Annotated in this window: 17 protein-coding genes; all 17 read right to left on the bottom strand. The window is 37.4% G+C overall.

All coding sequences use genetic code 11. The features are described from left to right. Nucleotides 1-31: 31 nt before the first annotated feature. The gene (locus AC6CHV_RS18550) at nt 32-595 is read right to left on the bottom strand and encodes a tyrosine-type recombinase/integrase (RefSeq protein WP_440273757.1); all 564 of its coding nucleotides are present in this window, start codon (nt 593-595) and stop codon (nt 32-34) included. Between the two features lie 166 nt (nt 596-761). Then, complete coding sequence (hxlA, locus tag AC6CHV_RS18545) at nt 762-1373, bottom strand: 3-hexulose-6-phosphate synthase (RefSeq protein WP_341332815.1); 612 nt, start codon at nt 1371-1373, stop codon at nt 762-764. A gap of 48 nt (nt 1374-1421) precedes the next feature. Continuing rightward, the gene (locus AC6CHV_RS18540; RefSeq protein WP_341332816.1) at nt 1422-2372 is read right to left on the bottom strand and encodes a sugar kinase; all 951 of its coding nucleotides are present in this window, start codon (nt 2370-2372) and stop codon (nt 1422-1424) included. A gap of 80 nt (nt 2373-2452) precedes the next feature. Next, the gene (rpiA, locus tag AC6CHV_RS18535) at nt 2453-3124 is read right to left on the bottom strand and encodes a ribose-5-phosphate isomerase RpiA (RefSeq protein ID WP_498079446.1); all 672 of its coding nucleotides are present in this window, start codon (nt 3122-3124) and stop codon (nt 2453-2455) included. Between the two features lie 24 nt (nt 3125-3148). Beyond that, entirely contained in the window at nt 3149-4435 is a 1287-nt protein-coding gene (locus AC6CHV_RS18530) for a TRAP transporter large permease subunit (RefSeq protein ID WP_498079445.1), read from the bottom strand. After that, nucleotides 4435-4920: a TRAP transporter small permease gene (locus AC6CHV_RS18525; protein ID WP_341332819.1), complete on the bottom strand. Its 486-nt coding sequence runs from the start codon at nt 4918-4920 to the stop codon at nt 4435-4437. Before AC6CHV_RS18525 ends, AC6CHV_RS18530 begins: the two co-directional genes overlap by 1 nt. Before the next feature lie 14 nt (nt 4921-4934). Continuing rightward, nucleotides 4935-5954, bottom strand: coding sequence for a TRAP transporter substrate-binding protein (locus AC6CHV_RS18520; RefSeq protein ID WP_440273755.1), 1020 nt, complete (start codon nt 5952-5954; stop codon nt 4935-4937). Nucleotides 5955-5995: 41 nt separating this feature from the next. Beyond that, nucleotides 5996-6553, bottom strand: a complete 558-nt coding sequence (gene hxlB, locus AC6CHV_RS18515; protein WP_498079444.1) for a 6-phospho-3-hexuloisomerase — start codon at nt 6551-6553, stop codon at nt 5996-5998. Between the two features lie 18 nt (nt 6554-6571). Then, entirely contained in the window at nt 6572-7576 is a 1005-nt protein-coding gene (locus AC6CHV_RS18510; protein ID WP_341332822.1) for a LacI family DNA-binding transcriptional regulator, read from the bottom strand. A 205-nt stretch (nt 7577-7781) separates the two neighbouring features. Next, the gene (locus AC6CHV_RS18505; RefSeq protein ID WP_341332823.1) at nt 7782-8954 is read right to left on the bottom strand and encodes a sulfite reductase subunit alpha; all 1173 of its coding nucleotides are present in this window, start codon (nt 8952-8954) and stop codon (nt 7782-7784) included. Between the two features lie 389 nt (nt 8955-9343). Continuing rightward, on the bottom strand, nt 9344-9955 hold the full coding sequence (locus AC6CHV_RS18500; RefSeq protein ID WP_498079443.1) for a DUF2812 domain-containing protein: 612 nt from the start codon (nt 9953-9955) through the stop codon (nt 9344-9346). Between the two features lie 18 nt (nt 9956-9973). Further along, nucleotides 9974-10282, bottom strand: a complete 309-nt coding sequence (locus AC6CHV_RS18495; protein WP_498079442.1) for a helix-turn-helix transcriptional regulator — start codon at nt 10280-10282, stop codon at nt 9974-9976. 667 nt (nt 10283-10949) lie between these two features. Then, nucleotides 10950-11273 (bottom strand): hypothetical protein, encoded by a 324-nt coding sequence (locus AC6CHV_RS18490; RefSeq protein ID WP_341332826.1) that lies wholly within the window; start codon nt 11271-11273, stop codon nt 10950-10952. A 96-nt stretch (nt 11274-11369) separates the two neighbouring features. Then, nucleotides 11370-12191, bottom strand: a complete 822-nt coding sequence (locus AC6CHV_RS18485; RefSeq protein WP_498079441.1) for an alpha/beta fold hydrolase — start codon at nt 12189-12191, stop codon at nt 11370-11372. Nucleotides 12192-12333: 142 nt separating this feature from the next. Next, nucleotides 12334-13719 (bottom strand): NtaA/DmoA family FMN-dependent monooxygenase, encoded by a 1386-nt coding sequence (locus tag AC6CHV_RS18480; RefSeq protein WP_498079440.1) that lies wholly within the window; start codon nt 13717-13719, stop codon nt 12334-12336. Nucleotides 13720-13739: 20 nt separating this feature from the next. Next, on the bottom strand, nt 13740-14291 hold the full coding sequence (gene ssuE, locus AC6CHV_RS18475; protein ID WP_498079439.1) for an NADPH-dependent FMN reductase: 552 nt from the start codon (nt 14289-14291) through the stop codon (nt 13740-13742). A gap of 182 nt (nt 14292-14473) precedes the next feature. Next, nucleotides 14474-14647 carry a DUF2292 domain-containing protein gene (locus tag AC6CHV_RS18470; protein ID WP_121447758.1) on the bottom strand — a complete coding sequence of 58 codons (174 nt, stop codon included), beginning with the start codon at nt 14645-14647 and terminating at the stop codon, nt 14474-14476. Between the last annotated feature and the right edge of the window lie 186 nt (nt 14648-14833).

Raw genomic sequence — 14833 nt, 5'->3', positions numbered from 1 at the left:
TATTACACAGGATAGATTTCCAGATAATGGATTACAAATTAACATCCACTTTTATAATGTATTTTTCGTTTTTTTCAATACCGATATAATGTAATGTTTCTGCAGAAGACTGATGACGATAGATCTTTGATAAGATGGAAACAGCTATTCCCTTCCGATAGGCATGATATCCAAATGTCTTCCTTAAGGTGTGAGTCCCTATTTTTCCTGGAATTCCGACCTCTTTTGCTGCATGATTAATAATTCTGTATGCTTGCTGACGAGTAATTGGTTTATTATTCTTTTTTGATTTGAATAAATAATCACACTCCTGTAAATCAACTTGGCTTAAATATTTCCTTAGTTCTTTCTTCACACTGAGATTAATATAGAAGTCAGTTACTTCATCTGTGTGGGGGCCTTCTATAGAAACAAATTCTTTTATATCCTGCCCATCCCAGATATCACCGACTTTTAAAGAAAGTAATTCACTAACCCTCATCCCTGTATTGATCCCAAAGACAAAGAACAACAAATCCCGCTGTGAATGTTGACTCAATACTTCCTTCATACCCTTAATATCAGCAATTCTTTTGATAGGTTCAACAAACTCCATAGGATTTTCCTCCAATTGCCAATGTTACTTAACCATATTTTAACACCAACTATGTAACACCACAATAAAAAATGGGTCACAGGGACAGGTCCCTTGTCCCACGACTATTCCACTATACTTTTTCATAAAAAAACTCGACAGTTCTCAGTCGAGTCGCTGTCGAGTTTTATCCATTCTTCATTTTGGCTGCCATATATGCAGGATTTTCAGCTCCTGTGATAGAACTACCTGCAATAATAATGTCTGGGTTATAAACAGCAATATCAGGTATGTTTTCCAGTTTAATTCCACCCGCAACGGCTACCTCAAAGCCAAAGCCCTCAACAAGTGAAAATAATTCGGTGTTAAAGTTCCCTTCCGTTTGTTTATCTTTTCCAACATGTAGACTTACTAGCTTTACACCAAGCTCTTTAAGCTCTATTAGCCTTTCTCTGGAATGGACCTCTAATAAATCAATCATGATTTGATTTCCTGTTTCTTTTGCTATGTCTAGTGTATCTTTAATTGTAATGTTGGACGAAAATGCCATTACGGTCGTAATGTCTGCACCTGCATCAAATGCTTGAAGTGACTCATGTTTCCCTGCATCACAGGTTTTCATATCAGCAAGAATCACTTTTGTTGGGAATAGCGAACGCATTTCTCTGATAATGGACATTCCATACTCTTTAATGACACCTGTTCCAATTTCTAGGATATCAGTACTTTCTTCAGTTTCTTTTGCAATTCGAATACACTCTTCTTTTGTTAATCTATCTAATGCTAACTGTAATTTCAATCTAATCACCTCATATTCCCATTACCAAGTAAGGATAGAAATTTCTACTTACCTTTCAATTCGTTCAACTTCCCCGAGCTTTGCCTGAACATCTTCAATATAAGGCAGTCCTTCATTATCTCCTTTTACGCTTACAACCATTGAACCAATTGTATTTGCAAAATGTAGCGTTTTTTCAAGTGGCCAACCTTTTAAAATACCGTAAAGGACACCGGCATTAAATCCATCACCGGCACCAACCGTATCCACTACCTTTGACGCCTTTATTGCCGGTGATTTTATCATATCACCGTTAAAATAACCGACTGATCCTTTTTCCCCTTGTTTGATAGCAATAAAAGATATGCCCATTGCTTTCATCTTTTCAATAATTGTTTCAGGGTTCTTTTCACCGATGATAATTTCCATTTCTTCGTCCCCTGCAAGTAAGATGTCCACGTGTGGTAGAATCTCAGATAACACTTTTCTGGCTTCTTCCTTACTCCACATGCGAAGTCTTATATTTGGATCAAAGGAAATTTTTAACCCATACTTCTTTGCAAGCTTAATAGCTTGATAGATTACTTTGATGTTAACAGAGCCGATGGCTGGATAAATCCCAGTAATGTGTAGAATTCTTGCTTGTTGGAAGTAGTTTTCATCTAAGTCATCTTCACTCATGGCAAGTGTAGGGGATTTGTCTCGATAATAAAAAGTTCTAACATTTCCATCTTCCATAATTTCTTTAAAATTTAAAGATGTTGGATATCCGTCAACAAATTCTACCTGTGAAACATCAATTCCCTCACCGCGAGCAAAATTTAGAATGTATTTTCCAAACTCATCGTTACCTAAGCGGCTAATATATCCGGTTTTCAACCCAAGTCGCGCACACCCAATTACTAAATTGAGCTCTGCTCCACCTATTTTTTTTTCAAATCCATTTACAAATTTCATCGGTCCAGTTGCAGTAGGGTTAAATGCAATCATTGCTTCCCCAATCGTAATCACGTCTTTCATAACCGATTCCTCCAAAACTTTATTTCTGCCAAATTGTACACAGCTCAACTTGCCACTTGTTGAACAAGGGGAGCTGCCAATTAGTTTCTTGTGTGAATTTCGATATTACCTTTCCGAGCCACAATCACTTTGTCTGCCATCTCACCAAATAGACCTGTTTCAACTACCCCAACTAACTTAATCAACCTCTCATGTAATTGAATCGCATCATCAATAAGTCCAAAGTCACAATCTAAAATGTAATTTCTATTGTCAGATATAAACACTTGATTTTCTTTCATTCGTAGCGATGGAATTCCGCCGATTTTTTCAATACTCTTTACTGTCACTTCAAATCCAAATGGTATAACCTCCACTGGTAGAGAGAAAGCACCTAGCTTAGGAACTAATTTTGTAGAATCGGCAATAATAATCAATTCATCTGCGCAAGCGTCAACTATCTTTTCTCTTACTAGTGAGCCTCCCCCACCCTTAATCAGGTTTAGTTCCTTATCGATTTCATCAGCACCATCAATGGCAAGATCAATATGTGTAGTCGTGGAAAAGTCAGTTAACGGAATGCCCAGTTCTTTTGCTAGACGTTCTGTTTTTTTCGACGATGGGATTCCTTTAATGTGAAGCCCCTCCTTCACACGTTCACTCAATTTTTTTAGCATCAAGTTTACTGTAGAGCCAGATCCTAATCCAACTGTCATACCATTTTTCACAAATTTAACTGCTTCTTCAGCCGCAATTCGTTTATCGTTATCCATGCTATCGCTCACCCCTGTAAATCCTTAAAATAGACCAGGATTAATCAATTTTGGAATATAAAATGCAATTTCTGGGAAAAACGCAATAAATAATAATACCACAATGATAATTGCAATATACGGTATTACTGCAACAAACGACCTCTCGATGGACATATCCCCAATTTTAGCCGCTAATAATAGACATAATCCGTATGGAGGTGTAATCAATCCTATTGCTAACGTAATTACAACAATTAAACCTAAGTGTACTGGATCAATTCCAAACTGCAGAGCAGTTGGTAGAATAACCGGTACGAATAGTATCATCGCTGGGATAGCATCCATAAAAGTTCCTACAAACAGGAAGAACCCGATAACAATGATAATAAATAACCATTCTGTCCCAACATTATTCGCAAAGAATTCTTGGGCTATCGTTCCTAATTGATAGTAGCTCATTAATTCTCCAAGTGCGCTTGCAGCTGCTAACGCGAACAATGATAATGAACTCAATGCTAACGTATCCATTAAAATTTTTGGTAGGTCTTTTACTTTTAACGTTTTGTAATAGAACATACATACAATCAACGTGTAAAGCGATGCAACTGCCGCCGCTTCTGTTGCAGTAAAAAAACCTGAAATGATTCCACCAATGATAATAATTGGGGTTAGTAATGCTGGAATTGCTTCAAAGAATAATTTAGCAAATTTTTTCATCTCTACACGCTTGGAGCGTGGATAATTTCTTTTTCTAGCAAGAATGTATATAAAAATCATCATACCTAAACCAATTAAGATGCCTGGCACAATTCCACCAAGAAACAACGCACCAATCGAAGCATTAGTTAAACCTGCGAAAATAATCATCGGAATACTAGGTGGTATTACGACCCCTACAGTTGAGGATGCAGCCGTAACTCCAACTGCGGTTTCTTTGTCATATCCCTGTTTTAACATGCTCGGAATTAGGACTTTACCTACCCCGGCTGTATCTGCTTGTGCTGCACCAGACACACCAGCAAACATCATAGATACTAGCACGTTTGCATGGGCTAGTCCCCCGCGAATCGGACCAACAATTGCAAGTGCTAAGTTAATGAGCTTTTCGGAAATTTTTCCAGAGTTCATTAAATTAGCAGCTAAAATAAATAACGGCACTGCTAATAGAACGAACGAATCAAGTCCATTCACCATCTTCATTGGAACAGTGGCTTCAGGAGTGTAAGGGATTCCAAAAATACCAAGCAAAGCAACGATTCCGATTACAAAGGCGATTGGAACTCCAATTAACATTAAGATGATAAATAATCCAAGAAGTATAAATCCCATTATGATCTAACCTCCTTCGCTTTATATTCTTGAACATGGTTAATTAAATGTGATACCGAGTAAATAATCATGGTACCCGCCATAATAGGAATTGCGATCCAAATATACCCCATTTTCATATCAGGAAACGTAGCCCATGTGTAATTCCAAAATTCATTTACAACGATAAGACCTAGGAAAAAAATACAAATATTAAATGAAATTAAAACAAGATCGTTAAAAATTTTTAATGTTAACTCCTTTACTCCTGTTAGCTTTTTAATGATGAAATCAAAGTTGAAATGTTCCCTACGATTCACCATTACCGCTGCGCCCATGAATATCGACCAAATAAAGGAATAATTCGCTACCTCTTCTGTCCAAATTACAGATATCCCTAAATGTCTGGTAATAATTTGTAACAAAATCACAATAAAGAAAATACTTAAGAAAAATACCCCAAGCGTGATTTGTAATTTTTCAAGTGTCTGGACAAAACGCTTCATTTGAATCCCCCTAACTATTCGAGTTCAATAATCTTTTGTAATAAACCTTCTACTTCAATTTCCTTTGCAAAGTCTTCAAGAATAGGTCTTGCAATATCTATGAATGGTTGCCTATCAATTTCATTTACAATTGCGCCTTCTTCAACTGCTTTTTGCTTATACTCTACATCTTGTTTGTTTGTTGCTTCACGTTCTGCTTTTACCGATTCTTCAGCAGCTTTTAAAATGATGTCCTGCTGTTCTTTAGAAAGGTTGTCAAATTTTTTCCCATTGATTAATAAGAATCTTGTTGTATAGTCATGGCCAGTTTCGGTAATGTATTTCCCATTTTTTGTTGTGTGATGAGCTTGTTGAACAAAAAATGGGTAAGCGTTTTCAGATGAGTCAACAACGTCTTGTTGTAATCCTTGATAAAGCTCTCCCCATGAAATTCCTGATGGAATGGCTCCGGTTGCCTCCCAGAAATCTGAAACAACACCAGAAGTTTGGGTACGGATTGACATTCCTTTCAAGTCGCTAATAGAGTTAAGCGGTTTCTTTCCATAGTAATGTCTTACCCCAGCAGACCAATAACCTAGTAGTTTAAAAGAGTTATCTGATTTTTCATTAATAATATCAGCCATTTCTTTACCAACCTCACCATCTACTACGCTTAACCAATGGTCATAACTAGTAAAGAGATATGGAGCAGAAAATAAATCTACTTCTCTAATCCCTGTTTGTGTCATAAAACCTGGCGAAACGAGTACCACGTCCGCTGCACCTAGTTGAAGTTTTTCAACTAACTGTGATTCTTCTGTTCCAATTGTTCCGGCATGCACTTCAACTTCAATAGTTCCATTTGATTCATGCTCCACAACATCTTTAAATTTCAACATTCCTGCTTGATATGGATTATCTGGAGATGTTTGGTTATGTGCTGCGATTATCTTGATTTTCCCATCTCCATCTGCATCTACTTCTGCACTATTACAACCTGCTAATAGTCCTATGGTTAAAAAAACGAGTAATATGAAAATGTATTTATTTTTCATTCACCTTCAACCTCCCAATATAATTTCATTTGAAACAAACATTACTCTAGGTTTGCATGTTTTTGATTTAAGTTGGAATGACTTTTACCTTCAGGACTTTTTTGTAAAAGGTAAACAATAATTGCATCTAAAAGCAGGTGAGCAGATTGGTCAAACTGACTACCAAGCGGCTGTATAGTACTAGGTTCAGATGCTATGCGTTTTTTTGTTGCTGCTGGAATTCTTACTGATATATCGCTAAGTTCCCCGATTAAAGAATCCACGTTCGTTGTAACCAACACAACTTTTGCATCAATTTCTTTTGCCTTTCCTGCATACTGTACAAGAGATCCTGTATTTCCTGATCCAGAGATTAAAACCAAGAGATCACCTGTTTCTATGCTTGGTGTAATCGTTTCACCCACAACAAAAACTGAATATCCACAATGCATTAAACGCATTGCAAATACCTTACCCACTAGGCCAGAACGTCCTGTACCGGCAATAAATATTCGCTTGGCATTTTGTAATTCATTCGCTAATTCCAACGTTTTACTTTCATCAATTTGTCCTAATACACCAGAAACTTCTTCGGCAACTGTTTCAATTATTTTTTTCACTTTCTATCACCCTTCATTTTAATAAGATTCTCTTTCAAGTAATCGAGGTTCAAACCGATATATACCCGCCTGGTTTATATGATCTTTGTTTTGAATCTTCTCGAATAATATATTTGCTGCTTTTTCTCCCATTTCAAAAGTAGGTTGTGCAATAGTTGTTAAGGCTGGACTAAAGACCTCTGCATATGAGACGTCATCTATGCCAATTAAAGCGACATCATCAGGAATTTGGATATTTAGTTTCTTTGAATAAGCCAATACTTCATATAACACTAAGTCATTACCTGCCAGAATTGCGTTCGGTGGATGTTGTAAATGTAACAATCGATCTAACACTTGTTGCATTTCTGAAATCTCACAATTAACAAGATATTCCTCATTTAGGGGGACTTGGTATTGTTCCAACGCTTTTTTATATCCATTTAATCTCTCAATACGCGGTGTGATATTCGAGTGTAGAGAAGGTGCTAACATCGCAACCTTGGAATATCCATGTTTAATAAATGACTCTACCGCTAGATAAGATGCTTTCTCGTTGTCTAGTAATACTGCGTCGATATCTACACCTTCAATCAAGCGGTCAATAAAAACAAATGGGTAATTCTCCTTCACTAGGTCTTGATATAATGAGACATTCTCTCCTGTCGGAATAGCAATCAGTCCATCAACTTGTTTCGCCCGTAACATATCAATATATTTCTTCTCTTTATCCGGATTATCGTCTGCATTGCATACAATGACGTGGAAATCTCTTTCATTGCAAACATCTTCAATTGCTCGAATAATTTGTGTAGAAAATTCATGCAAGATATTTGCAACGATTACTCCGATAGTTGTTGTAGATTTTTGTTTTAAACTCCTTGCTAAAATGTTTGGTCTGTATCCAAGTTTCTCTATAGCATCTTCAATTCGCTCTTTCGTTTCCTCGCGCATATAATCGAAACGCTGATTTAAATATTGGGAAACGGTGCTTTTTGAAACACCAGCATGTTTTGCAACATCAGCAATTGTTATCTTTTTCATCTATTTATCTCCTAAACACTTAATAGAAGTTTCACTAAATCGGTTTAGTAAACCGGTTTAGTGAAAGTATAAAACATATGAAAGCGTTTTACAACCATTTTCTTAAAGTTTTTTAGTGACTTCCGCAAGTCATTTTATATAAAATCACTATTCTTGCATTTAAAAAAACCCCTCGCCAATTGCGAAGGGTTCGTAAACTTTACTATTAATATACGTCGCGTAGGTAACGACCTTGTGTTTTCATATCTTTAAGGTATGCTTCTGCAGCTTCTCTGTCCATGCTGCCTTCTTGTTCAATGATTGTGAGAAGGGCTTCGTTCACATCTTTTGCCATATGTTCTTTATCTCCACAAACATAGAAATAAGCACCATTGTTTATCCACTCAAATAATTCTTTACCATGCTCAAGCATCTTATGCTGCACATATACTTTTTGAGCTGAATCACGTGAGAAAGCTACGTTGATTTTTGTCAAGATTCCGTCTTGATTGTATTTTTCCAACTCGTCTTGATACAAGAAGTCAGTCGCCTTATGCTGATCTCCAAAGAACAACCAAGATCGACCTGTTGCCTTATTTACAGCAAGTTCTTCGATAAATGAACGGAATGGTGCAATCCCAGTTCCAGGACCAACCATAATAATATCTTTATCTAATTCTTCTGGTAAATGGAAGTGTTTATTAACTTGAACGAAAACTGGAAGAGTATCGCCTTCCTGAACTCGTTCCGCACATTGTACAGAGCAAACTCCTTTGCGTTCACGACCGTGCGCAGTATAACGCACCGCACCGATTGTTAAATGAACTTCATCTGGATGTGCCGCTAAACTACTCGCAATAGAATAAAGTCTAGGTACCATTTGTCTTAATAAAGCAACGATATCTTGGGCTGAAGCCTTCCATGGACGAAAGTCACGCAGCATATCAAGTAAGTCCCGACCATCGCAATATTCTTTTATTGCCGCTGTATCTTCCACAAGCTTTTGCAGCTCTTCATTATCAGTGAATGCTGCTGCACCCTGCAATATTTTCTTTGTAAGTAATGTGATATCTAAATACGTAATCAATGCTTCTTTGAGAGGCATCGTTTCACCTTTACGACCGACTTTTACAACCTCATCTGCATCCCATTTCATTTCCTCAAGAAGGGTTGCGACTAATTCTGGATCATTTGAAGGTGCAATTCCAAGTGTATCACCAGGGATGTACGAGAATCCTGAACCTTCTAATGAAAGTTCAATATGTCTGGTTTCCTTACTAGAACCTTCCCCATTTAAGTTAATGTTCTTTAGAACTTTTGCTTGAAATGGATTCGTTCTTGAAAATGTTGTAGGAACAGGCTTTTTCGGATCTTTTTCGTTATCTATAGTTCGTTGCATTTTCTAAAAACCTCCAACAGTTATATATATAGTTAGAATAACACATGTACAAGTTACCTTGTGTGCATTTTGACACATTTTCATCACTTTTTCATTATACTACCAAAAGAGAGCCCAGCCCAATAAATTCGCTTAGTCTTTACATAATCTTGTTCTTGAATTGTGTCAATTCTTTTTAAAATCCAGAACTGCGCTATTCGCACATGTTCGAAAAATCTCGAGGGATTCTTTTGATATTATATTGTACAATAAATCAATTACGTGCACGACAAACTTGAAGAATGGGATGTTGGTTTTTATTTGTGGTAAGTGGTATTATTCGGTAAGTTTGGGACGACTCCTCTGTTTCCAGCGTTGGGGTTCATGGTGGAGAACTGTACCTATCCCACTTATTTTAGTGAGTTTTTATAGTTTCGATCGGCTTTGATGCTGAAAATAAAGTAGAGCATTACCATGATTGGGAAACAAAAAACTACGATTCCTCTGAAGAGTGCAAATGGTGTTTCAAAAAGAAAAGCTCCCCAAAAGTCCATTCCAGCCTTTTCCCATAAACCAGGAGTATAATATAATTCTTTTGGATTTAAAAGAGCAGAAGCGTATTGATGATCATTGTTGAATAACGCGATAAGAATAGGTAAATAACAGATAGCAAGACTCAAGTACATTTTTGACAGTCTTTTATATCGGAAAGCTCTCGAGTCAGAATCGGAAAAAATATCCACGTCCGCACTTTCACTCACTTTTTTAAAATATTGTGTGCCAGAACTCTTTGTTCCCGCAATATGCTTCCATCCGCAATCCTCGAAAAGAGTTATATAGTCGATAAAATCCTCTTTTGATTTAAATTTCCGGTAATCAATTCTTATGTTTACATTTTCAGGTTCTGTAGGGCGAAATTGATAAGTAAATGACTTTCCAACAAATTCATAGCCTTTTGTAGCCATTTCACTTAACCATGTTTCTTCTTTTTCAAAGTTAAGGAATAACTTTAATTTTCTCATCTCTTCACCTCATTTTTTTTAAAAAGCCTCTTCGGTTATTCGAATCATATGCTTCATTCTTTCTAAATCAAGTTGCAACACTTCTTTTCCTGTTTCTGTAATGACATAAACCTTCCTTCTGCTGTCCTCACTTGGTACAGGCTCGATAAACTTCAACTTTAGCAAATTATCGATAGCCCCATACAGAGTGCCCGCTGCCATCCTTACCTGCCCATCACTAAGCTCTTCAACTTTTTGGAGGATTAAGTACCCATGTGCCGGCTCCAATAATGCCAAAAGAATGTAATAAACTGTTTCTGTTAGTGGAATATTTTTATCTCTTTTCATAACTTTCACCTCAGTTCAGGCTAACTATATAGTTTGACTGTATAGTTTAATTTTATACAGTTACACTGTATATGTCAATAAAGCATTTGAAAAATAGGTTAATTTCCCAACAACACCTTTTATAAAGGCTCTTTCCTAAAAAATTGTTGCTTTCTGATAATAAAGGCAAAACTAGTTGATTGGAGTGTAAGGTAGCGACTCCTCGAAAATGTATTCACATTTTCTTCGTGCGTGGGTTATTTCAAGGAAGCAAATTCAATGTCCAGCGGGAAAAGTGTGAGACTTGAGACCGAGACCCCGCAGGAGCGGCAGCGACTTGTCCAGTTGTAGCGGCTAGAAACTCGAGAAATTTCAAGTCCTCCTTCAGAGGCAAATTACGCCTCTTTGTCGGAGTGGCCAATTTTCTCGTTTCTGTGCAAGCCGCCTCCACATTTCGTTGAGGAGGCTCAAGCCACGCCCGCGGAAAGCCTCCACCTGAAGCGGAAGTCAACGATATAAAAAACAACGAAGTTTGCGAAAACAGCCTTTATAAAATAAAAAACACCTAGTCTAAAGACTGGTGAACAGGAGTAGTTGACGTAAAATGGGGAATTTATACTTACTGGCCTTTGGGACACTGTACCTGTCCCTCTGTCCCAAAAAAAGAGAGCCCAAGGGCTCTCTCTAATTATGCTTTAATTTTCAGATTGTGTTCCGTATGCAGAGTTGCGATTATGCCGTAGAATGCATAGTAGAAGGATTCGGGTGCAATTAAGCGAAAATGACCAACTTCATCAGTGTTGAAATTCAGGGCGTTTTCTAACAGACGATAGGTGGAGTACGCATAAAAGCAAAAATATACATAATCAAACTTCGGCATTTTCTCATATATAATAGCAATTTCTTCCTTATATAAATCAATATTAGCTGTTGCTTCATCAATTATTGTTTTTAAATCTTCTAGTCCAGCTTCAAGGATTAGATCATTCTTTTCGATTTTTATTGTAGCCATTTTTATACCTCCATTATCATTATCTACCCCCATTAGACCATTTTTTAAAACGTTTTGTTATGATATGAATCACTCTTATTCCATACGGATAAATTCTTATTTTTCATCTAGAAAATCTTTAACAATCACATTAAATTTTTCACTATGTTCCCAAAACATCATATGACCTCCAAGAACCTTTACTTGAGATTCTGGTGTTAATTGTTTTGTATACTTTACGGCAATATCCGCCCAGTGCTCTGCAACAAAGGTTAAGGTAGGAACGGCTTTACTAGCTTGTTTGGCTTCCTCTCGATAATCCGAAAACATACCAGAGGCAAATAAATTACCAGCGATGTAATATGGGGTTTTCAAAGATTGCTCTACTAACCATGTTAGCTCATCTTTCTCAAGTTCTCTCTGCACCATTACTTGGGTAATATAACTGGTTATGAAATCTCTGTGTCCTGTTGGATTTCGTAAATAACCGTTATAGATTGCTGCAATATCATCTAATTTTCCTTCAACCCACACTTCTTCATTTACGGATAATGATTTAGGCGGCATATCCACAAGTATTATAGATTTAATGTTTTCTGAACTATTTTGCTTCAAATATTCCCAAACTGTAAAACAACCAAACGACCATCCTACTATAGTTGCATTTTTCACGTCCAACGCTTCCAAAACGGTCGCTAAATCAGATCCGTGTGTGACATAATCATTTCCATGAGGAGTAATAGTTGATCTTCCGTGGCTCCTTGGATCAATCACAATTACGCGGTTGGTTTTTGAAAAATACTCAACTTGCTTATTAAAAACCTCTGTCGTAAAAGTAAAACCTGGAATGAAAACAATAGCTTCCCCTTCTCCTAAATCTTGTACAAACAATTCGACCCCTGGATTGACTTCAATATATTTCCCTTCATTAAAACCCATCATAACTCCCCCTATATTAAGCTTTTAAACACTATATTCATTGTTTCTGATCTAAATTCCTTTTATATTGTTAATCAAAAAATACCAAATAGAAAAGCCTTCGAATATTTTCGAAGACTTAACTGTTACTATTTTTTACAGCTTATTTTACTGCTAGTGCTGTCTTTTTTAAGTATTGCTTTCCTGGATGATGGGCAGGCAACTGGCTTCCACGTCCAAACAGGCTTTCTCTTAATGTGTCACCTTCGTATTCTTTCCGTACAAGACCTCTTTCCTGTAATACTGGTACAACTAGCTCTATAAAATCTTTAAATGTTCCAGGTGTAATTGCGTAAGCAATGTTAAATCCATCGACTCCGGTCTCTTCCACCCAACTCTCTAAATCATCAGCTACCTGTTCGGGACTTCCAACAGTCACAGGACCAAGGCCGCCAATTCCGGTGTATTTCTTTATCTCATCAATCGTCCATTTTTTATCAGAATCGATTTTTGTAAAGTTCTCAACGGTCGATTGAATCGCATCATTTTTCACATACTTTAAATTTTCATCTGGACTATACTCTGAAAAGTCGATTCCAGTCCAGCCACCTAGAAGTGCTAATGCCCCTTCATAGCTTACGTGTTTTTGATACTCATTGTATTTATCTTGTGCTTCTTCTGCTGTTTGACCAACGATTGGAGTAATACAAGCAAGTATTTTTATTTCCTCTGGTGCTCTGCCAGCCTTGATTGCTTCTTCACGTAGTTTCTTGACGGAATGCTTAGCTGCATTTTTAGTCGGTGCCCCAATAAAAATTAATTCCGCATGTTTACCAGCAAAAGCCCGCCCCTTACTAGAAGTTCCGGCTTGGTAAAGGACTGGTGTTCGTTGTGGAGAAGGTTCGCAAAGGTGAGCACCTGGAACCTTATAATACTTACCTTCATGATTGATATCGTGAACCTTACTTGGATCTGCAAAAATTCGATTCTGTTTGTCTAGTAAAACTGCATCATCCTCCCAACTTCCTTCCCATAATTTATAGCAGACTTCTAAGTATTCATCGGCAATATCATAGCGCTCATCGTGTTTAATCTGATCTTCCAAGCCCATATTCACAGCGGCACTTTTTAAATATGAAGTTACAATATTCCAGCCTACACGCCCTTTTGTAATATGATCGAGCGTCGACATCCTGCGAGCAAATGTATATGGATGCTCATGAGTAACAGATGCAGTAACCCCAAATCCTAAATGTTTCGTCACCGCTGACATTAACGGTACAACAAGGGATGGATCATTGACAGGTGTTTGTGTACCTTGGCGGATTGCAGCATCTCTTGAACCTTGATACACATCGTATGGCCCTAGTACATCTGCTAGAAATATAGCATCGAATCTACCCTTTTCTAAAAGCTTCGCGAGTTCAATCCAATACTCGCTGTCTTTATAACGATGGGATTGATCCTCTGGATGTGTCCATAGACCTGGGGATTGATGTCCCACACAATTCATATCAAACGCATTTAAATAAATTCTTTTCTTCGTCATTTTCATTAACTCCTCTTCCATTAATTTTTCAAGGCAAAGTCTTTTTTCTTATTTACTGTTTCAATAAAGTAATAAAGCTCTTTTTTCAATCTCACTAACACATTCTCGTCCGTTATTGGGTTGACTACTTGTGTTTTATCGATTTGGCAATCTTGGAAGTACACTCCTTGTTGGCTTTGCCCCTTTAATGCAGCCAATAATGGTTTGAGGCTGAACTCAATCGCAAGTAAGTGGGCTGGGCTTCCACCTGTCATGATTGGTAATACTGTTTTCTGCGACAGCACATCTTGGGGAAGCAAATCTAGTACTGCCTTCAAAATCCCAGTGTAGGCTGCCTTGTATACGGGCGATCCTACAATCACTCCCTCAGCCCCTTGAAGGAGTAAAGTCAGATCCTTAAGTGCAGGACTATCAAACCTCAGATTAAAAATGTCCTCAAATGGAATATCTCTAACAGATACATATGTGACCGAGAAACCCTCTTGTTTCAGCTTTTTTCCAACATACTGTAGGACTAAATCCGTTCTAGAACTCTCAGACGGACTTCCTGATAAAATTACGATTTCACTCATTTTAATCATCCTTTCGCTTGTGTCTTTTTGTTCATTTAAATGAGTTTAACTTAGGATTATTTGTAAGGAATCCCCTCTTCTTCCAAGTAAAAGATCGAATAAAAAAGGCATCTTTATCTAAAGCGTCTTTTTTGGTCGCTTTGAAAATAAAGATGCCTTTAGTCGTCTAATCGGCACGTTATTTACTTAGTTTTAGTTTGGGTTGATGTGGATTTTTGCAAGGAAAAACGCTTCTTTTCTGTTGCATCGATTTGGGTAATTTCCCCATTGTGAACCGTGATCACAATAGATCCAAAATCCAATTTCTCCAAGGTAGATAAAATATGCTTTACCTTTGATTCATCAAGCTGCGCCATACAACTCCCCCTTGTTCAAGATGTATATGATTCATTGCCATTGGTTGACCAGTATGGCAATCAGTTCTGCGGCCAAAAAATCAAATGCGCCTTGGCGTATTTGCGCCAGATTTTAGGCCCACATGATGTGGGTCATAAAGACGTTGCCACAGGACGTGGCGTTCTTAGTCTTTGATCTTACTGCTC

Source organism: Ferdinandcohnia sp. GQ5, assembly GCF_059759275.1.
The sequence above is the reverse complement of the archived record's forward strand: the minus strand, read 5'-3'. Positions and strand labels throughout refer to the sequence as shown.